At 68.2% G+C, this 20,733-nt stretch carries 14 protein-coding genes; 4 read left to right on the top strand and 10 right to left on the bottom strand.

The features are described 5' to 3' along the window. Positions 1 to 82: 82 nt before the first annotated feature. The 4 genes from DFP85_RS12670 to speB form a co-directional block, all read right to left on the bottom strand. Entirely contained in the window at positions 83 to 1,543 is a 1,461-nt protein-coding gene (locus DFP85_RS12670; RefSeq protein ID WP_133636629.1) for an aldehyde dehydrogenase family protein, read from the bottom strand. Positions 1,544 to 1,583: 40 nt separating this feature from the next. Continuing rightward, the gene (locus tag DFP85_RS12665; RefSeq protein WP_133636628.1) at positions 1,584 to 3,203 is read right to left on the bottom strand and encodes a 5-guanidino-2-oxopentanoate decarboxylase; all 1,620 of its coding nucleotides are present in this window, start codon (positions 3,201 to 3,203) and stop codon (positions 1,584 to 1,586) included. Positions 3,204 to 3,214: 11 nt separating this feature from the next. Then, complete coding sequence (locus DFP85_RS12660) at positions 3,215 to 4,600, bottom strand: YjiH family protein (protein WP_133636627.1); 1,386 nt, start codon at positions 4,598 to 4,600, stop codon at positions 3,215 to 3,217. A gap of 65 nt (positions 4,601 to 4,665) precedes the next feature. Then, entirely contained in the window at positions 4,666 to 5,616 is a 951-nt protein-coding gene (gene speB, locus DFP85_RS12655) for an agmatinase (RefSeq protein ID WP_133636626.1), read from the bottom strand. 197 nt (positions 5,617 to 5,813) lie between these two features. On the opposite strand from speB, the gene DFP85_RS12650 reads away from it, so the two are divergent. Further along, on the top strand, positions 5,814 to 7,232 hold the full coding sequence (locus DFP85_RS12650; protein ID WP_133636625.1) for a sigma-54 interaction domain-containing protein: 1,419 nt from the start codon (positions 5,814 to 5,816) through the stop codon (positions 7,230 to 7,232). 28 nt (positions 7,233 to 7,260) lie between these two features. Here the strand turns inward: DFP85_RS12650 and DFP85_RS12645 are convergent, their stop codons facing one another. From DFP85_RS12645 to DFP85_RS12635, 3 genes are all read right to left on the bottom strand, one after another. Beyond that, positions 7,261 to 8,430 carry a cation diffusion facilitator family transporter gene (locus tag DFP85_RS12645; RefSeq protein ID WP_133636624.1) on the bottom strand — a complete coding sequence of 390 codons (1,170 nt, stop codon included), beginning with the start codon at positions 8,428 to 8,430 and terminating at the stop codon, positions 7,261 to 7,263. Positions 8,431 to 8,664: 234 nt separating this feature from the next. Further along, positions 8,665 to 9,087, bottom strand: coding sequence for a phasin family protein (locus DFP85_RS12640; RefSeq protein WP_133636623.1), 423 nt, complete (start codon positions 9,085 to 9,087; stop codon positions 8,665 to 8,667). 169 nt (positions 9,088 to 9,256) lie between these two features. Next, complete coding sequence (locus DFP85_RS12635) at positions 9,257 to 11,263, bottom strand: CocE/NonD family hydrolase (protein WP_133636622.1); 2,007 nt, start codon at positions 11,261 to 11,263, stop codon at positions 9,257 to 9,259. 208 nt (positions 11,264 to 11,471) lie between these two features. On the opposite strand from DFP85_RS12635, the gene DFP85_RS12630 reads away from it, so the two are divergent. After that, the gene (locus DFP85_RS12630; RefSeq protein WP_133636621.1) at positions 11,472 to 13,505 is read left to right on the top strand and encodes a CocE/NonD family hydrolase; all 2,034 of its coding nucleotides are present in this window, start codon (positions 11,472 to 11,474) and stop codon (positions 13,503 to 13,505) included. A 6-nt stretch (positions 13,506 to 13,511) separates the two neighbouring features. On the opposite strand, the gene DFP85_RS12625 is transcribed toward DFP85_RS12630, so the two are convergent. The 3 genes from DFP85_RS12625 to DFP85_RS12615 form a co-directional block, all read right to left on the bottom strand. Continuing rightward, on the bottom strand, positions 13,512 to 14,537 hold the full coding sequence (locus DFP85_RS12625) for a D-alanine--D-alanine ligase family protein (RefSeq protein ID WP_133636620.1): 1,026 nt from the start codon (positions 14,535 to 14,537) through the stop codon (positions 13,512 to 13,514). 331 nt (positions 14,538 to 14,868) lie between these two features. Beyond that, positions 14,869 to 15,750, bottom strand: coding sequence for a uroporphyrinogen-III C-methyltransferase (gene cobA / locus DFP85_RS12620; protein WP_243737298.1), 882 nt, complete (start codon positions 15,748 to 15,750; stop codon positions 14,869 to 14,871). Between the two features lie 19 nt (positions 15,751 to 15,769). Beyond that, complete coding sequence (locus DFP85_RS12615) at positions 15,770 to 18,499, bottom strand: nitrate reductase (RefSeq protein WP_133636618.1); 2,730 nt, start codon at positions 18,497 to 18,499, stop codon at positions 15,770 to 15,772. Positions 18,500 to 18,907: 408 nt separating this feature from the next. Here DFP85_RS12615 and DFP85_RS12610 point away from each other — a divergent pair, with 408 nt between their 5' ends. Both DFP85_RS12610 and DFP85_RS12605 read left to right on the top strand, forming a co-directional pair. Further along, a complete protein-coding gene (locus DFP85_RS12610) occupies positions 18,908 to 19,507 on the top strand; it encodes an ANTAR domain-containing response regulator (RefSeq protein ID WP_133636617.1) in 600 nt (199 codons plus the stop codon). Continuing rightward, positions 19,504 to 20,547 (top strand): CmpA/NrtA family ABC transporter substrate-binding protein, encoded by a 1,044-nt coding sequence (locus tag DFP85_RS12605; RefSeq protein WP_243737297.1) that lies wholly within the window; start codon positions 19,504 to 19,506, stop codon positions 20,545 to 20,547. Before DFP85_RS12610 ends, DFP85_RS12605 begins: the two co-directional genes overlap by 4 nt. Positions 20,548 to 20,733 lie beyond the last annotated feature (186 nt).

Here is a 20,733-nt window from a genome sequence, read left to right as displayed (position 1 = left end):
CAGGCACTGCGCGCCATGCCTGGCACACATCGAGAACAGGCCGCCAAGCAAGGATCGATGGCCTGAGCGTCAGGGAAGCTGGTCAACCGTGCTGGCCTGCCTCGGGCCCGATGAGGTGCTTCACCTGCAGGTACTCCGCCAGTCCCCAGGAGCCCAGCTCACGGCCGATGCCGCTGATGCCGAAGCCGCCCCAGCTGGCTTCCGGCATCACCACCTGCTCGCTGTTGACCCAGATGCTGCCCGCGCGAAGCTGCTGCCCTGCCCGCCGGGCCCGTTCGACATCACCGGCAACCACCGTGGCGGCCAGGCCGAAGGGACTGGCATTGGCGAGCGCGATGGCCTCGTCTTCGCTGGAGACGCTCCGCCCGCAGAGCACCGGCCCGAAGATCTCCTCCTGCCACAGGCGGCTCTCGACCGGCACATCGCGATAGAGCGTCGGGGCGACGAACTCACCGCACTCGGGCAGCTGGCGATGCCGGCCATCGCGCACCGCCACGAGTCCCTCCTCCCGCGCCACCGCCAGGTAGCGCTCGACCGCTTCGCGCTGGCGGGCGCTGGACATGGGGCCCATGTCGGTGTCGCTGGCCAGGGGGTCGCCCAGGCGAATGGCATCGATGCGCTTGGCCAGCGCCGCATAGAGCGGCTCGGCGAGGGCATCGTGGACGATCAGCCGCGAGGTGGCGGAGCAGATCTGGCCGGAGTTGAAGTAGATGCCCGCCATCACCCAGTCGGCAGCCTGCTCGACCTCGGCATCCTCCAGCACCAGGATCGGGGACTTGCCGCCCAGTTCCAGCGAGACGTTACGGACGCCCTCGGCCGCCGCCCGCATCACCTTCTCGCCCACCGCGTTGCTGCCGGTGAAGGAGAACTTGTCGACGCCGGGATGGGCGGTGAGCGGCGCCCCGATGCCTTCCCCGTCGCCGTGCACCAGGTTAAGTACGCCGGCAGGCAGGCCGACCGCCTCGGCGACCTCGGCCACCGCCTGTTCGGGCAGCGGGGTGACCTCGGAGGGCTTGAACACCACGGTGCAGCCGGCCGCGAGGGCCGGGGCAATCTTCCAGGCGCTGGTCACCAGCGGAAAGTTCCAGGGGGTGATCAGCCCCACCACGCCAACGGGGTCTTCGTAGGTCTGGGCCCGGATGCCATCAAGGCCGTGCTCGACGATGCGCCCCTGGCGCGCCTCCAGTTCGGCTGCCTGACCGGCGTAGTAGCGGTAACAGGCGATGGCATCATCAAGGTCGATACCCGCCTCGGCCAGGGCCTTGCCGTTATTGCGGGAGGAAAGGCGCATCAGCGCATCCCGACGTGCCTCCAGGGCGTCGGCGAGGGTCGATAGCCAGGCACCTCGGCGCTCACCGCCCAGCGCCTGCCAGGCCGTCAGGGCGCGTCGGGCGGCGGCCACGGCGGCGTCCACATCCGTGGCATCGCCGGCGGTGACCTCGGCGATGGTCTCCTGGCGGTAAGGGTCGGTGACGGGCAGGCGGCGCTGGCCGGCACTCTCGACCCAGCGATTGTCGATGAACTGGCGTGTCAGCTGTTGCATGGGGGGCTCTCTCGCAGTGGGTTTCCGGTTCGGTGAGATGCTATTCCTGCACCGCGGCATTCCAGGCCGCCGCGTCGATCTCGATCAGCAACGGCCCCTGCCGGGGGCGTCCGCGGATCGCCGTGGCCAGGGCCTGGGGATCACCAACGCGACGGGCAACGCAGCCGAATCCGGCGGCCAGCATCTGGAAATCCGGCGCCTGGATATCCACCCCCAGTCGCGGGACATCCGCGCCATCCATGTAGCGGCGGATCTCTTCATAGCCCTGGTTGTGCCACAGCAGGATCACCACCGGCAGGCCCTCCTCCACCGCACAGACCAGCTCGGTCAGCGTGAACATGATGCCGCCGTCACCCACCAGCGCCACGACCGGCAACCCGGGCTGTCCAAGACTGGCGCCCATGGCGGCGGGCAGGCCGTAGCCGAGCGTCCCGTAGCCGGTCGAGGCGTTGAAGAAGCGCCGCGGCGCCGGCTGGGCCACCAGGTGGTTGGCGGCATAGGTGGTGGCACAGGAGTCACCGACCAGGATGGCCTCCGGCAGGGTCTCACGGAGGGTGTCGAACAGCGGCACATAGGGCGCGAAGGCCGGGTCCTGCGACAACCCCAGCGCCTCCCGAGTCGCCCGGGCCCGGCCCTCGCCGTCTCGCTGGAGAGGCGTCTTGGCAAAACGCCTGGCCAGCGCCTTGAGGGTCGCTCCGGCATCCGCCACCAGTGCCAGGTCCGCCGACTGGTTTCTGGCCAGCTGCTCGGGGTCGATGTCCACGCGGATCAACCGCCCGGAAAGGGAGAAGCCGTCATCGAAGACGACGTCGTAATCGGTCTCGCCCAGCTCGGTGCCGATCGCCAGCACCACGTCGGCGTCTCTTGCCAGCTCACGCACGGCGGGCAGGGAGGCATTGGCGCCCAGGTCCAGGGGATGGTCGATGCCGAGCAGCCCCTTGGCATTGATCGTGGTGACCGTCGGGGCGTCCAGGGCGGCAACCAGCGTCCTTGCCGCCTGCGGCGCCCTGACGCAGCCGCCCCCCAGCAGCACCAGGGGGCGCCTCGCCTGTGCCAGCCAGTCACCGGCCGTCTCCAGGGCATCGGGATCCGGCGCCGCACTGGTCAGAGCCGTGCGTCGCCAGCTGGCCGGTTCCGCTACCGGGGCCTGGAAGAGGTCGATGGGAATCTCGATATGCACCGGCCCCGGCCGTCCCCCTTCGAACACCGCAAACGCCCTGGCCAGGGCCTCGGGCAATCCGTCGGGGTCGAGCAGGGTGTGGCTGAAGCGGGAGAGCCCTGCCACCAGCTGCTGCTGGCTGGGCAGCTCGTGCAAGCGTCCCTGACCGCGCCCCAGCGTGTCGCGGCGGCTGACGCTGGAGATCACCAGCATCGGGACGGAGTCGGCCAGCGCCTGGCCCATGGCCGTGGCGATGTTGGTCATGCCGGGGCCGGTGATGATGAAGCAGACTCCCGGCCGGCCGGTGGCCCGGGCATAGCCGTCGGCCATGAAGCCCGCGCCCTGTTCGTGACGCGGGGTGACATGCCGGATGCCACCGGCTGGCTCACCGCCGTCCAGTCCACGATACAGCTCGACGGTATGGACGCCGGGGATACCGAAGACGGTATCCACGCCGTAGGTGTCGCGCAGCAGTCGAATGAGCAGTTCTGCACAGGTCATCTGGAGCTCCCTCATCCCACCAGCCAGTGGGCCATGACGACGATGATCGGCAGGGTGATGGCGGTCCGGATCAGGAAGATGGCCACCAGCTCCCACAGCTTGAGGGGAATCTTCGATTTCAGCAGCAGCGCACCGATCTCGGACATGTAGACCAGCTGGGTCAGCGACAGGCAGGCGATCACGAAACGTGTCAGCTCGCTCTCGATGTTGCTGCCCAGCACCGCCGGCAGGAACATGTCGGCGAAGCCCACCAGGGTGGCAGGCGCCGCGGCTTCGGCCTCCGGCAGACCCATCCACTCGAGAACCGGCACCATGGGCATCGACAGCCAGGTGAACAGCGGCGTGAATTCGGCCAGGATCAGCGCCACGGTACCAATGGCGATGACCAGCGGCAGCAGGCCGAAGAAGATATCCGCGACGTTGAACAGCGCGATGCGCACCAGCTGACGCGGCCCCGGTGCCTGCTCTGCACGGGCGACGGCCATGCCCAGGCTATAGCGCAGCAGCCCCTGATCACCGGTGCGCTCCTCCTGCAGCTGGCAGCCCACCGGCTCGTAGTAGCTGTTGGGCTTGCGCGAGAGCGGCGGCAGACGCGGCACGATCACCGCGGCCACCAGCCCGGCCACCACCACCGTCAGGTAGAAGGGCACGAAGAGGTGATTGATGCCGATGAAGCTGGTCACCAGGATCGCGAAGGCGATCGAGACGATGGAGAAGTTGGTGGCGATGGCCGCCGCCTCGCGGCAGTTGTAGAAGCCCTTCTCGTACTGCTGGGTGGTGATCAGGACGCCGACGGTGCCTGAGCCCATCCAGGAGGCGGTGGCATCGATGGCGCTGCGGCCGGGCAGACCGAAGATCCAGCGGAAGGGGGTACGCAGCAGGCTGCCGATGAACTCCATGAAGCCGAAGTCGACCAGGAACGGCAGCAGGATGGCGGCAAAGAAGAAGAAGGTCAGCAGGACCGGCGCCAGGTCATTGAGCATCACGCCACCGGTGAAGGAGGCGGTGACGAACGCCGGCCCGACTTGGAAGTAGGTCATCAGCGCGAACAGCGCCCCGAGCCCGCGCATCACCGTCCACAGCGGGGCCACGTCGAACAGCTCCCCCAGCGCACTGCCCTGCGCCCAGAAAGGCCTGGCGGCCTTCACGTAGAGGGTCAGCACGAACGACAGGCAGAGTACCAGGGTAGCGATGGCGGGCAGCGCCTCACCCAGCAGGGCCTTGAGCCCATCGGCGGCGAACCCCATGCCGATATTGATGGTATCGCCTACCGAGAAGGGCACCAGGAACAGCAACACGCCGATCAGCGACGGTACGAGGAACTTGATCAGGCCGTGGCGCGAGAGCGGCGCGCCCTCGAGCGCGATGTTGTCGGAACTATCGAGAGAAGATGACATGGAGGACCTCGGCTGGAATTGTCATTGTATGAATCGATGGCAGGCCTATAGGTAGGCCAGAGGCGTCAATCGCGACGCTTCACGCCCGGCAGCACGCAGAGCATCTCGTAGAGCAGAGTGGCGCCCATCAGGGCGGTATTGCCGCTCGGGTCATAGGGGGGCGCCACCTCGACCAGGTCGCCGCCCACCACGTTGAGTCCCGCTGCACCGCGCACGATCTCCAGCCCTTGCTGAGCGGTGAGGCCACCCATCTCGACGGTGCCGGTGCCCGGCGCGACGGAGGGGTCGAGGGCATCGATATCGAAGGAGATGTAGACCGGCCCGTCGCCCATCTGCTCTCGCACTTCGGCCATCAGCGGCGCGAGCGACCTGTACCAGCACTCCTCGGCCTGCACGACGCGAAAGCCCTGCTCGCGGCACCAGTCGAAGTCCTCCGCGGCATAGCCGGTGCCGCGCAGGCCGATCTGCACCACGCGGTTGGCGTCGAGCAGCCCCTCCTCCTGGGCGCGTCGGAAGGGGCAGCCGTGGGCGACCTCCTCGCCGAACATCTGCTCATTGACGTCGGCATGGGCGTCGACGTGGATCAGGCCGACCGGGCCGTGCTTCCTGGCGATGGCGCGCAGCACCGGCCAGGTCAGGGTGTGATCACCGCCCAGCGTGAGGGGCGCGCAGTCGTGGGCCAGCACCCGGTCATAGAAGCCGGAGATGATGTCCAGGTTCTTGGGCAGGTTGAAGGTGTTGATCGGCACATCGCCGATATCCGCGACCTGCAGGCTATCGAAGGGGGCGGCCCGGGTCGCCATGTTGTAGGGACGCAGCATCCGTGACTCGTCACGAATCTGGCGAGGCCCCAGGCGGGTTCCGGGGCGGTTGGAGGTGCCGATGTCCATGGGAATGCCGATGAAGGCGGCATCCAGGCCTTCGGCATTCTGCTGGGTCGGCAGGCGCATCATGGTGGCGGGCCCACCGAAGCGCGGCATCTCGTTGCCCCCCAGGGGCTGGTTGAACTCACTCATGGGAACGTCCTCTGGTGTCCTGGTCGGTGCTGAAGGCGCCAAGCGCTCTGCATGTTGTTTTGCAGAAACCATGCCAACCTGGATTCGGGGCTATGCCGGGGCCGATTGCGGGCCAATGATCCAGAATTGGATCACTATCGGCTCGACGGCGATGCAATAATGAATCAATGATGCATCCATGAATCGAAGGCGGTCACATGAGCACCATCGATAGCCTCATCCTCAGGACCATCGTCGACACCGCCCATGACCACTTCTTCGTGGTCGATGCCGACGGCAAGGTTCGCCATGTGAGTCCCAGTGCCGCCGCGGTCTACGGCATCTCCTGCGAAGCGCTGCGTGCCAGCACCGTGCAGCGCCTCGAAGCCGATGGGGTGCTGAACCCCTCGATCAGCCTGGAAGTGATGCGAACCGGCAAGCCCGCTCAGATCGCGCAGCGCACCGGCACCGGTCGCCGGGTGATTGCCCAGGCCCATCCGGTCTTCGAGGAGAGCAAGCTGGTCGCCGTGGTCAGCCGCTCCATGGACCTCACCGACCTTCAGCTGCTGCAGCAGGAATACACCCTGCTGCAGCAGCGTTTCAGCGACCACCTGAAGCGCAGCCAGGCACTCGAGCAGGAGGATGCGGCACTGGAGAGCGAGCTCGACGAGCTGGAGGTGAAGAGCCCGCTGATGCGGGAGGTGGCCCTGCTGCTCCGCCGGGTGGCCCCCACCGACGCGACCGTGATGATGCTCGGCGAGTCTGGCGTCGGCAAGACGGCCTTCGCCCGCCAGCTGCATCGCTGGAGCTCGCGCCGCGATGGCCCCTTCGTCGACGTCAACTGTGCCGCCATCCCCGAAAGCCTGTTCGAGGCGGAGATGTTCGGCTATCGCCCCGGAGCCTTCAGCGGTGCCGCGCCCGGCGGACGCATCGGGTTGATCGAGCAGGCCGCAGGCGGCACGCTCTTTCTCGACGAGATCGGCGAGCTGCCCCTGGGGGTGCAGACCAAGCTGCTGAAGGCCATCCAGGATGGGCGCATCTCTCGGCTGGGCGACAACCAGTCCCGCCGCGTCGACTTCCGCCTGGTGGTGGCCACCAACCAGGATCTCGGCCGACGGGTGGAGGAAGGGGCGTTCCGCCTGGACCTCTACTATCGGCTGAACGTCATCCCGGTCACCCTGCCGCCGCTTCGTGAGCGCCGCGAGGATATACCCGGCCTGGTAGAGCGCCAGTTGAAGCGGCTCAATCGACGCTATGGCCAGGAGAAGCTCCTCGCTCGGAGCAGCTGGCAATCGCTGATGCGCCAGGAGTGGCCCGGCAACGTGCGGGAGCTGGAGAACTGGCTGGAGCGGGCCTGGTTATCCAGCGATGATGTGATCCATGCCGACACGCCGCGCCCGAGCCACCCTGCCGCAGCGTCCCGGCACGACGACGCCGCTGACCGGAGTTCCATCTCCTATCCGGCTCTCGGCGAGGAGGAAGGCCTCAAGGAGGCCCTGAGCCGTACCGAGCGCACCATCCTCGCCGAGCTCTGCGAGTCTCTTTCCTCGACCTACGCCATCGCCGAACGGCTCGGCGTCAGCCAGCCCAGCGTCGTCAGGAAGCTCAAGCAGCATGGCCTGCGCATCCGGCGATGATCATGATGACGGGGAGACGTCGGCGGCGTCAGCCGGTCGCCGGCAGGTGCGGAGCGCCCGCCAGGCGTCGAACCTCGACGTGGGAGAGCCAGTCGATGTCATGGGCACGGGCCTCGAGGCGTCGGATCACGGCGTCGCTCTCGAAGGGCGACGGCTCGTCCAGGCAGACCACCACCGTGACCGCCCCCTCCAGGTAGTGCAGTTCCATCTCGCGGATTGCCGCCCAGACATCCAGCTCTCCCCAGCGCTCGGCCAGGGCGGCCTCCACCTGGGGGCGCAATGGCAGCCCCGGGAAACGGCTGGGGTCGCCCTCGCCGGCATCGTCCTCGGGGTCGATATGGAAGGTGAGGTCGGTGAGGGCGGGGAAGGCGTGGCGCAGGCGGCGGCTCACCTCGTTGCCGATCTCGTGGCCCTCCGAGACGCTGATCCGCGGCGACACCACCACGTGCAGGTCGAGCATCGTATGTCCGGCCGACTGGCGGGTGCGCAGGTCGTGGATGCCCGCGACGCCCGCCACGCTTTTCGCCACCTCGCGCATCTCCTCCTGGGTGGCCACCGGCAGGGCGGTATCCACCAGCTCCCGGCCCGACTCCCACAGCAGGTCCCAGCCCACCTTGCCGACCATCAGGCCGACGATCACCGCCGCCACGGTATCGATCCAGGTGGCGCCGAACTGGCTGCCAACCAGGGCGACCATCACCACGCCGGTGGAGAGCACGTCGCTGCGGTGGTGCCAGGCGTTGGCCTCGAGCATCTTCGAGCCGATGCGGCGGGCCACCCGGCGTGTCAGGTGGAAGAGCCACTCCTTGGTCAGCAGCGCCAGGGCAGTCAACAGGATCGCCCCATAGCCGGGCGGCGGAATCACCGCAGAGGAGATGAGGCGCTCGAGGCTCGACCAGGCGATACCGCCGGCCACGAAGATCAGTACGCTGCCCAGGAACAGGGTGGCCAGGGTCTCGATGCGGCCGTGGCCGTAGTGGTGGTCGTGGTCGGGTCCCTGGTGGCCATAATGGGACGCGGCGAGCACGAAGCCGTCGGTCACCAGGTCGGAGAAGGAGTGCACGCCGTCAGCGACCAGGGCAGCGGAGCCGACAAGCCAACCGACGATGATCTTGGCCACGCCGAGCAGGGTATTGATCGCCGCGGAGAGGATGGTGACGCGCCGGGTCGCCTGATGCTTCTCGAGGTTGGTCTGCATGATCGTTCCCTGGGACGCTCCGCCGTGCAAGCCGCCATGAGGCGTCAGGAAATGGTACCGAAAAGGTCCAGATTGGCACAAGGCGCGGGCGTGCCTGACATCCCCCGCCATCGAGTTAATCCCCCGTCTCCAGGATAGGTCGCGCTGACCTGCGCCCGACGAAAACAGGCCGCCGATCATGGATCGGCGACCTGTGGTCTGGCGTCAGCGTGGCCCGCAGTGCGGGCCAACGGCTTACTTGGCCTTGGGTGCAGCTTCCTTGACGGCCTTGGTGGCAGTCTCGGTGGCCCCTTTGGCGCTTTCCTGGGCCTGCTTGACGCTGCCCTCGGTCAGCTTCTGGCTCTCCTCGACGAACTCCTGCTGCAGGGCCACGACCTTCTCGGCATCGCCCTTCAGGCGTTCGGTCAGCTCCGTGGCGACCTTCTGCTGGCCTTCCAGGTAGCCCTTCAGACCTTCGGCATCCTTGACCTCCACCAGGCTGCGCAGCTGCGCCAGGTTGATGTCTGCATAGGCCTTGGTGGCCTCGAGCTGCGCATTGACCAGCTTCTCGGTGAGATCGACGGACAGGGCGGCGAAGGCGCGCGCCGGGGCGACGAACATGGACTCGAACTGGGCGGTGTCGAATTGCTTGGTGTCGAATGCGAATGCGTTGGTCATGATGAGAACCTCCTGGGTTCTGAATGCGATGGAACGGGAGATTCCCGCTCTGCTGCACTGCACAATAGCAGAGATTATTGTGCAGTGCAACATAGACCGAGGACAGGGCTGCCGCCCTGCGCCCACCAGGATTCCAGTGCCCGGCCATGGTCGTTTCGACCGGCGAGACTCACAGATGGTCCCGGGGGATGACCTCGTTCCAGGTACGGGAGAAGACCCGCTCGTCGCCTTCGTAGGCATCCAGGGTAGCATTGAGATGGAAGTGGCTGGCCGTGCTGGTCATCACCGTGCGTGTGACAATATCCACCCGCCAATCGCCGCGCTCGAACCTGCGCCGATTGACGACCTCGCCGCTCACCGTGGCGTAGTCGTCGTTGGCCTGGGAGTAGCGTTCAGTGACGTCATAGCCGAGCGTCAGGCCCAGGTCGTCGAGGCGCCAGCTGCCATCGTTGTCGATGATCCCGAGCGTAGCCTCGTTGGTGGCCAGGTTGAAGAGCACCGTCCATTCCCGATGGGCCGGCACCAGCAGAGTGGTGGTCGGGCCTGGCGCCATGCGGGGCTCACCGAGACCGGGCAGGGTCCTGTCCGCGCCCCGTCGGGGACGCTGAGGCAGGGCCAAGCGACAGCCTCGCGGATGGAGCGTCAACGTCGCCGGAGACGGCGACGGCCAGGCCAGCGGCCAGTACGAGGAGGAGAGCGCCACGCGGATGCGGTTGCCCGCGGGGAAGCACTGGGCAACGTGATTGAGGCGGACCCTGACCCGGCAGGTTTCGCCTGGCGTCAGCGGCTCGGGTCGGTCGTGGCCATGGCGATGACTGAGGTTGCAGAGCCCGTAGCTCACCAGGGTGACGGTGCCGTCGGACCCGATGTCGGAGAGCCGCACGGCGACCATCGCCTGGGGCCGGTCCGCCGAGAGCTCGAGCTCGACGAAGGGCTCGCCGAGGATCTCGACATCCCGGGCCAGCGGCGGCGTATCGAAGCACAGCGAGCCGCCATCCTCCAGCCGCTGGTCGGTCGGGAGGTCGGTGCTCTCCGCATAGCTGCACCACTTGCCAGCGAAGAGCCCCACGCTCAGCGGGCTGCGAATCGACAAGGGAGCGCCCTCTGCGGGCTCCCCGGCGACCAGGCCTTCCCGGGACAGCGCATAGACCCGTGGCCGCAGGCGGGGGCTGGGCCACTGGGTCTCGGCGACCCAGCGCCCGGGACGGTCGTCACTGATCGGCGAGACGCTGTCCTGCATCCAGGCGCGCAGCAGGGGCTCCCGATCCACGCCGTTGTCGTGATCCTTGAGCCAACGATCCCACCAGCGCAGGCACTCGCCAAGGAAGTCGATGGAGGGTCCCGGACCACCCAGGTGGGGATACTTGTGGTTCCAGGGCCCGACCAGTCCCTTGCGTGGCACCTTCAGGTGGTGGATCAGCCGGAACACCGTGTTGCAGTAGCCATCGGCCCAGCCGCTGACCGCGAACACCGGACAGCGGATCGCCGCGAAGTCCTCGCAGACCGAAGCGTGGCGCCAGTAGGCATCCCGCCGCTGGTGGTCCAGCCAGGTCTTCAACCAGAGCCCGCTGTGCTCCAGCCGCCGCTGCCACAGCTCGCGCCAGCGCTCACCGACGATGGTCGGGTCCGGGGGACAGGCGTTGTAGGAGAGCATCACCGAGGCCCAGGAGAGGTTGTCGGTCAGCAGGCAGCCGCCCATGTAATGGACATCGTCGGTGTAGCGATCGTCCGAGGAGCAGACGGTGATCACGGCCTGCAGCTCGGGGGGTTGCAGGGCGGCGATCTGCAGGCCATTGAAGCCGCCCCAGGAGATGCCGATCATCCCGACTCGTCCGTTGCACCAGGGCTGGGCGGCGATCCAGCGGATCACCTCGACGCCGTCCTCCAGCTCCTGGGAGAGGTATTCGTCATGGAGCACGCCATCGGAGTCGCCGCTGCCGCGCAGGTCCACCCGGACCGCGGCATAGCCGTGCCGGGCGAAGTGGCCATGAATCTGGCTGTCCCGGATCACCCGGAAGTCCCCCTTGCGGTAGGGGATGTACTCGAGGACCGCGGGGACGCCGATCGACTCGGCACCCGCCGGCAGCCACAGCTTGGCCGCCAGCCGGGCGCCATCCGGCATGGGGATCCAGGCATTCTCGATGACCGTCACATCATCCTGCTGTGCATCCGCCATCCCCGCTCCTCCCCCGACATCCGGCATCGCGACCCCGACACCGGCCTGGCCCCCACCGACAAGCTTCAGCATATACCCTCGCGGCCATGAGGCGCGTCGCGTGCCCCGCCCCGTTCGGCGGCGCAACACGACCGGACGCCGGGTTTGCCGTCGTCGTATATGCTTTAGCAAGCACCGCCCCTGCCGGTGCGGCCCGGAGGGTAGCGTCATGAAGATCGTCGAGGATTTTCCCCGTGAGGTTCGCGTCATCGAGAACGTCTGGATCCCGATGAAAGACGGGACGCGACTGGCGGCCCGGATCTGGTGTCCCACCGACGCGGAATCCGAGCCGGTGCCGGCCATCCTGGAGTACATGCCCTACCGCAAACGTGACTTCACCCGCCTGCGCGACGAGCCGTTGCACCGCTATTTCGCCGGGCATGGCTATGCCTGCGTGCGCCTCGACCTGCGCGGCAGCGGCGACTCCGATGGCCTGCTCCAAGACGAGTATCTCCAGCAGGAGCTCGACGATGCCGTGGAGGCCATCGACTGGCTGGTCACCCAGCCCTGGTGCAGCGGCGAGGTCGGCATGATGGGCATCTCCTGGGGCGGCTTCAACGCGCTGCAGGTGGCGGCCCTGCGGCCGGCCCCGCTCAAGGCCATCATCACCATGTGTTCCACCGACGACCGCTACACCGACGATGTCCACTACCAGGGGGGCTGCCTGCTCAACGAGAACCTCGGCTGGGGGTCCGTGCTGCTGTCCTGCGCCACGACCCCGCCGGATCCCGACATCGTCGGGGCACGATGGCGCCCCCAGTGGAAACATCGCATCGAGCAGGCCCCTTTCTACCCGCTGGTGTGGATGCGCCACCCTCACCGCGACGCCTATTGGCGGCACGGCTCGGTCTGCGAGGACTTCGACGCGGTGACCTGCCCGGTGTACGCGGTGGGGGGCTGGGCCGATGGCTACGTCAACGCCATTCCCCGCCTGCTGGCCGGGCTGAAGGCGCCGTGCAAGGGCCTGATCGGCCCCTGGTCCCATGCCTTCCCCCACGCCGCCCTGCCCGGCCCGGCGATCGGCTTCTTCCAGGAGGCCCTGCGCTGGTGGGACCACTGGCTGAAGGGCCTCGACACCGGGATCATGGACGAACCCCTGCTGCGGGTCTGGATGGAGGAGTACGTGCCGCCCGCCCCGATGTATGCCGAGCGTCCGGGCCGCTGGGTGGCGGAAACGAGCTGGCCCTCGCCGAGGATCCAGCCTAAGACGCTCCACCTGAACGTGCTGTCGCTGGGCGAGAAGGCCGATGGCGAGGACCGCATGCGCATCGCCTCACCGCAGACGACCGGCCTGGGCGCCGGCGACTGGTACGGGTTCGGCTCCGAGGGCGAGGCGCCCATCGACCAGCGGGAAGACGACGGCAAGTCCCTGGTCTTCGACTCGGATCCCCTCGATCGGCGCCTCGAGATCCTGGGTGCCCCCGGTGTCTCGATCGAGCTCTCGGTGGACCGGCCGGTGGCCTACGTCATCGTGCGCCTCAACGACGTCGCCCCGGACGGCGCCTCGGCGCGGGTCAGCTATGGCCTGCTCAACCTCACCCAGCGCGACAGCCGCGAACACCCTAGCCCGCTGGAACCGGGACGCCGCTATCGGGTGACAGTGCAGCTCAACGACATCGCCTATGCCTTCGCGCCCGGCCACACCATCCGGCTGGCGATCTCGACCAGCTACTGGCCGGTGACCTGGCCGGCACCGGCACCGGTCAACCTGACGCTGCATACCGGGATCAGCCAGCTGACACTGCCGGAACGACCGCCCCGCCCCGAGGACGCCGAGCTACGGCCCTTCGAGCCACCGGAACGCGGCCCCATGCCGGAGATGACGACCCTGAAGGTGGCCCCCTTCCAGCGCCGGGTGGAACGCGACCTGACCACTGGCATGTCGACCTACCGGATCGCCACCACCGGCGGCGACTTCGGCGATGCCGCGCTGGCTCGGATCGAAGACATCGACCTGACGGTCGGCTATACCCTCGCCAAGACCTATCGTATCCACGACTACGACCCCGAAACGGCCGAAGTGACGGTCGAGCAGACCACCACCCACCAGCGAGGCAACTGGTCCACCCGTCTGGAATGCCGCACCAGCCTGACCGCCACCTCACGGAGCTTCCGGATCCGCGGCGTGCTGAAGGCCTACGAGGGCGACGCGCTCTTCGCGCGCCGGGACTGGGACGAGGAGATCGTGCGCCGGCTGCTGTGACGGGACTCAGGCAGGACCGCGCAGGCCATAACGGGTGATCGCGGCCTCGAGGATCAGCCGCAGCAGCTCATGGTAGGGATAGCCCGCCCACTCGGCCATCAGCGCCAGCTTGCCGTCCCAGGACCAGGTCGGGTTGGTGTTGACGTCGAGCAACCGCGGCTGGCCATCCTCGCCCTTGCGAAAGTCGATGCGCGCATAGTCGCGAAGCCCCAGGCGGCGAAACAGCTTGACCGAATGATCAATCAGCTGACCCCAGGTCACGTCATCGAGCTCGGCCCGCCGGAAACGGAGCTTCTCCCAGTAGGGCGAGCCGGGATCGGCCTTGGAGCCGTAGGTCAGGATGGGCGGCAATTCGGGATCCAGCGCCGAGTAGTCGATCTCCAGCGGCGGCAGCACCGTGAAGCCGCTCGCGCTGTTGCCGACCAGCCCCAGGGTATACTCCGGGCCGGTGAGGAAGTCCTGGATCAGGGCATCGGCGACGCCGGGTTGCTGCGCTAGCCACTGCAGGTAAGCCTCTGCTTCCCCGACATCCCGTACCACGCAATCCCGAGTGATGCCGAAGCTGCCACCGCTACTGTTGGGCTTTATCAGGCAGGGATAGATGGCCGGCAAGACCAGCGGGGCCGCGCTCAGGTCCACGTAGGTCTCGTTGGGGACGGGAATGCCCTGCCCCGCCGCCAGGGCGCGCACCAGGGCCTTGTCGGTAGTGAGACTGATGCTCATGGGATCGGCGCCGGTATAGGGAATCCCCAGGACCTCCAGTAGCGCCGGCACATCGCGCTCCAGCTCCCAGTCGTTGCGAAAGCCCGTATCGCAGAGGTTCAGTGCCAGGTCAGGGGGATTGGCCCGCAGGTCGTCGATCCAGGCCCCATGGTCGTCGAGAAAGGTAAAACGATACCCCTCGAGCCGCGCGAGGGCTTCGCGCAGGTGCTCGACCGCGTCCAGTTCCTCCTCGCCGAAACTGCCACCGATGGCATAGCCATAAGGCAGCCGGGGATCACCCAACAGCACGGCCACCTGGATATCCGACATGTCACCTCCGACGTCGCGGGTGATGCCTCCCGACCAGGCGCCCAACGCTCGCCTGGGGCGGCATGCTCCGGCACGCGACGGGTCAACACAGTATAGCCCCCGCGTCAGTCCGATGATCGCACCCGCTCCGAGGCCTGAAATGCCCCGGGCTCCAGAAGATACTTCCAGGGCTTGCACTGACTCCCCCAGCAGGCCCAGGAGATGTCATCGATATATCGAAGCATTCAGGATCCAAGCAGTCGAGCGGGTGACGGAGCAGTGCCGCTGATCGCGGTTACTGCACGACGGGGGGTGACTTCCGCATCATCACGATCACCCGGCCAGGCTTGCATCAACGACCTAAGGTTTCATGCCTTGACGACCTGTCACGCGGCACGGCATGGCCTGCCGGCGTGGAGGCTGCCATGCGCACCACGCTGCCCACCACGATCAGGCAGGGCGAGGGGAGCGGTTCGGCGGCCAGCCTGGCCGGCATGTCAGCCAGGTCCCCGACCAGTGAGCGCTGGTCGGCCAGGCTGGCATTGGCCACCAGCATCACTGGCCAGTCGTCGGGGAGCCCCGCCCCACGCAGCCCCTCACAGATCGCCGACACCTTGCTAAGTCCCATGTAGAACACGAGGGTCTCGTCCCGGCAGGCCAGCGAGGCCCAGTCCGGCTCGCCGTCCTCCCGGCAGCGCTGGGCCGTGACGAAACGCAACTGCTGGGCATGGGCGCGATCGGTGAGGGGGATGCCCATGGCGGCACAGGCCGCCGAGGCGGCGGTGATGCCGGGCACGATCTCGGCCGGGACGCCGGCCTCACCCAGGACACCGAGCTCCTCCCCCATGCGCCCGAACACGCCGGGATCCCCGCCCTTGAGGCGCACCACCGACTTGCCCTGACGTGCCAGCCTCACCATCAGCTCGCCGATCTCGGCCTGGGGGACGCTGTGGTGGCCACGGGCCTTACCCACGTCATGGCGCTCCCGCCCGGCGGGAATCAGTGCCAGCACTTCATCCCCGACCAGGCGGTCGTAGACCACGGCATCGGCCTGCTGAAGCAGCCGGGCGGCACGCAGCGTCAACAGGTCGGCCGCCCCGCTGCCGGCGCCCACCAGATAGACGCGGCCGCTACGGCGATCGCCTTCCAACGGCCCATCCGCGGGACGCGCGGCACTGCCGAACCGCTCGGCGAGCCAGCGGCCTGTCCCCTGGGCGAGACGCGCCAGCGGCATGCACGCCCTGGTTGCCGACTCAAGCGACATCAATGGCTTCGGGTTGCGGCTTGACGCGCGCATGGCTCCCCTCCTCTTCGGCATGCTCTTCGATCAGGGACTTGAGTTCGGGAATGCAGCTGCCGCACTGGGTGCCGCAGGCAAGACGCGCGCCCAGCGCCTCGACGCTGGCATCCCCCTCGCGGATGGCGGCGACGATGGCCCCCTCTCCCACCTGATGACAGCTGCAGACCAACGGACCGCTGTCACCGGCCCCGTCATCGCAGCCGGCCAGCAGCCGACGCCTCTGCCCCGTGGACAGCGCCTCACCGCTCGCCGCCTCGCTGAAGCGCGCATCGAGCCAGGCCAGGCCGGGCAGCTCGGCCGGCGGCGCCACCATCAGCCACCAGCGCAGGTGCCCCTCCTGGAGGCCCGCCGCCCGGAGGCGGCCCTGGGCCGGGTCGTCACACCACAGCGACGCCGCCACCCCCAGCCGCCGGGCGGCCCAGGCCAGCCAGTCCCGCGCCTGGCCGCCGGCCAGCTGCCAGCGCTGCGCCCGGGCCAGGGGGATACGCACCCAGTAGTCGACCTCGCCGCACCAGGTCGGCTCGACGTCCAGGTCATCGGCAATCACCAGTGTCGCTTCCCAGGCACAGGCCAGGGGCGCGAGGGACACGGCGCCGTGCTTGGACTCCGGCTGGCCTGACAGGGGGTCGACGTGTCCCTCGAGCAGGGCGCCCATGCGCGCCCGGCCGCTGAACTGGTCGGTCCAGTGGATGGGCACGAAGAGCTCACCATGGCGCTGGGCCCGGGAGAGACGTGCCCGGCCGACGTAGTCGCCGCCGGCGCCGACGAGCCTCGCCAGCTGCTGGTCCTCGATGCCGTGTGAGGCGGCATCGTCCGGGTGCAGGTCAATGTAGGGCTCAGCGCGGTGGTTCATCAGCCGCGGGGCCCGGCCGGTGCGCGTCATGGTGTGCCACTGGTCGCGCACCCGGCCGGTATTGAGGCGTAGCGGACGCGACGGGACGAGTGACTGCACGGGGCCGCGGGGCCGCACCGGCACCAGCCGGGCTCGCCCATCCGGAGTGGCGAACCGGCCCGACTCGAACAGCCGGGCGGTGCCATGGGGGGCGTCGGCCGTCACCGGCCACTGGATGGGGGCCAGGGCGTCATAGGCAGCACGGTCGAGGCCGGCCAGGGCGGAGATATCGAACAGCCGGCTCCCCTCGTTTTCAAAGCCGGAGAGCTGCGCGTGCTCGTCGAAGATCTCGGCGGGATCGGTGTAGGCGAAGGCCTCGCCGAACCCCAGGCGCCTGGCCACCTCGACCATGATCCACCAGTCGTGGCGTGCCTCTCCCGGCGGCGGCAGGAGGCCGCGCTGGCGCGAGATGCAACGCTCGGAGTTGGTCACGGTGCCATCCTTCTCGGACCAGCCGGAGGCCGGCAGGACGATATCGGCGTAGGGCAGCAGGTCCGTGGCGGCCGCGCAGTCGGAGACGATCACCAGCGGGCAGCGCTCGAGGGCGCGGCGCACGCGGTTGGCATCGGGCAGGCTCACCGCCGGGTTGGTGCCCATGATCCACACCGCCTGCACCTCGCCACGCTCGATGGCCTCGAAGAGCGCCAGCGCCTTGTGGCCGGGCCCTTGGGGGAGGGTCGGCACCAGGCCCGGCGTGGTCCAGAAGCGCGTGACACGGTCGATGGCGCCGGGCGTGTCGTAATCCATGTGGGCGGCGAGCTGGTTGGCCAGCCCGCCCACCTCGCGCCCTCCCATGGCGTTGGGCTGGCCGGTGATCGAGAAGGGCCCGGCACCCGGCAGGCCAATCTTGCCCCCCGCCAGGTGGCAGTTGATGATGGCGTTGCCCTTGTCGGTGCCGCTGGAGGACTGGTTGATGCCCTGGGAGAAGAGCGTCACCACATGCAGCTGGGTAGTGAACCAGTAGTAGAAGGTCTCCAGCCGCTCTGGGTCGAGATCACAGTCGGCGGCGATTGCCTCCACCCTGGTGTCCTCCTCCCGCGCCGCGGCCAGCGCCTCCTCGAGGCCAGCGGTGTGGCGGTCAATGTAGACCCGGTCGAGCCTGCCGGTGTCGGCCATCCGTGCCAGCAGGCCGGAGAAAAGCCGGCCATCGCTGCCCGGTGCCAGGCCCAGGTAGAGGTCGGCGATCTCGCAGCTATCGGTGACACGGGGGTCGATCACCACCACGCGCAGCAGCGGATTGCGAGTCTTGGCGGCCTTGAGGCGCTGGTAGAGCACCGGGTGGTTCCAGGCCAGGTTGGAACCCACCAGCACCACCAGTTCGGCCTCTTCCAGGTCCTCGTAGCAGCACGGCACGGCGTCGACGCCGAAGGCGCGCTTGTGGGCGGCCACCGCCGAGGCCATGCACAGCCGCGAGTTGGTGTCGAGATGTGGCGTGCCGACGAAGCCCTTGAACAGCTTGTTGGCGACGTAGTAGTCCTCGGTGAGCAGCTGCCCGGAGAGATAGGCGCCGATCGCCGCCGCCCCCCGCGACTCGCGGATGGCCGCCAGGCGAGTGGCCACGCTGTCCAGCGCGGTATCCCAGTCGACCTCGGTGCCGTCGACACGAGGCCGGGTCAAGCGGCCGTGCTCCCCCAGCGTCTCGTGCAGCGCCGAGCCCTTGACGCACAGGCGACCGTAGTTGGCCGGGTGCTGGCCGTCTCCCTCCACGTGGATCATCTGCTCGTCGTCCAGCTGGGCCAGAACGCCACAGCCGACGCCACAGTAGGGGCAGGTGGTTCGGGCCTGTTGCATGTCGACCTCCTCGAGGCTAGCCGGAAATGAGCGGGCAAACGAAGACGCCCACCGCGTCGTCCCGGAAGGGAAGGCGCAGGTGGGCGTCGTTGCCGTCTGCCGCGGGGATGGCCGCCTGGCCACCCCGGGTTGTTGGCTCTATCCCAAGCAAGCCATGTGCCAGGCGACGAAAACCCTCGCCATCCTGACCGGTTGCCCTGCCCGACGGGATGCTCGCGGCGCGTCATGAGCGCCCTGCCTGCACCAGTCGCGACGCACTCGGGCAAGCGCCCGCACCACTGCAGTGCAGCATGAGGCGACCCGGTGGTGTCGCCGCGCCGCCAAAGCCGCTCACTACCGGCAAAAGGCGAACCTGGAATGCATCTTGCTTACAGGTGGGTCAGACGCCAAACGACGAGCGATGTCACCATGCCCCCACCCCTGAAGATCCTGCTGGTCGACGACGAACTCGTGCGCGCCGCCATGGTCGAGGAGGCCCTGGCCCAGGAGGGTCACGAAGTGGCCTGTCGGCTGCAAGGCCCGGCCAGCCTCAACGAGATGGTCGCCCGCCACCAACCCGACGTGGTGATCATCGACATGGAATCGCCCGACCGCGACACTCTCGACAGCATGGCGCTGCTCAACCGCGAGAACCCCCGTCCGGTGGTGTTCTTCGCCGACCAGCACGACCCCGACACCATGCAGGCGGCGCTCAAGTCCGGCGTCAGCGCCTACGTGGTCGACGGCCTGGTCCCCAGCCGGGTCAAGGCGATCATCGAGGTCGCCATCGCCCGCTTCGACGCCTTTCAATCGATGCGCCAGGAGCTCGACAAGGTCCGCAACCAGCTCACCGACCGCAAGCGCATCGAGCGCGCCAAGGGGCTCTTGATGAAGCACCAGGACTGCGACGAGGAGCAGGCCTACCGCATGCTGCGCAAGATCGCCATGGACCGCGGCCAGCGCATCGCCAAGGTGGCCGAGAGCGTCATCGATATCCTCGAGCACCTGGACAAGGGGTCATTGCCATGAGGGACACCACCATGTCGTCTGCCGCGACACCGGAACTCGCGCACCTGACGCTCGGCTTCATCCCGCTGGTCGATGCGGTGCTGCTGATCGTGGCCCGGGAGCAGGGCTTCTTTGCCGAACAGGACCTGGAGGTCACGCTGTCACGGGAGAACGCCTGGTCGACGCTGCGCGACAAGGTCGCGGCTGGCCTGCTCGACGGCGCTCACATGCTCGCGCCCTTGCCGCTCGCCATGAGCCTGGGCATGGAGCGTGCCCCCTGTGACACCCTGGCACCCGCCACCCTCAGCCATAACGGCAACGCCCTCGTGCTCTCCTCGCGGCTGTGCGAGCAGAGCGGAGCGGCGCTGGGCGACGATCCGGCCGAAAGCGCCCGCGCCCTGGGCGAGTGGCGGGCCCGCCATCCGGACGCAGCGCGGCCCCGCCTGGCCATGGTCTACCCCTTCTCCTGCCAGCATTTCCTGCTGCGCGAATGGCTGGCCCTGGGCGGGCTCGCCGCCGGACGCGACGTCGACCTGATCGCCCTGCCGCCGCCGCGCATGGTCGCCGCCCTGCGCGAGGGGCAGATCGACGGCTTCTGCGTCGGCGAACCCTGGGGCAGCCTCGCCGAGCATGAGGGGGTCGGCCGACTGGTGGCCAGCGGCGCCCAGCTGTGGCCCGACCACCCCGAGAAGGTGCTGGGCGTGACCCGCTCCTGGGCACGACGCTACCCGGCCACGCTGGGGGCGCTGCTTCGCGCGCTGAAAAGCGCCAGCGACTGGCTCGCCGAGACGCCGGAACACCGTCGCCAGGCCCGTGACTGGCTGGCGCTGCCGCCCTACCTGGATCGCTCGGTCAGCCACCTCGATAGCCTGCCCGCGGGGCAGGCCCCCATATGCCAGCGCCTCTACGGTGGCGACCTGCTGCGGCCCGACGTCGAGGCCATGGGTCGGATCGCCGAGGCGTTGCAACGCCAGCTGCGCGACAAGGGCCGCTCGCTCGATATCCGCACCCTGCACGAGTGCCACGCCCCCGTGCATTTCGATGCTGCCCTGCACCAGTGATGTGCAGCCAGGGTCCGCGCATGGTGATATTGCTCCTCGCGCAGAGACCTCCATCTTGTTGAAATACGTGAAGTAATATCACGAACCCGGCCTTGTGGCCGGGTTCTTGTTAGTTGATGGGTAACAACGGCGATCAACGGTGATCGCCCCTCCTGACGAAGACGTCTCAGTGCTCCCCGATGCCGG

The organism is Halomonas ventosae (genome assembly GCF_004363555.1).
Taxonomy (GTDB): Bacteria; Pseudomonadota; Gammaproteobacteria; order Pseudomonadales; family Halomonadaceae; genus Halomonas; species Halomonas ventosae.
Note: the sequence above shows the minus strand (reverse complement) of the source record. Positions and strands in the feature narration are given on the sequence as shown.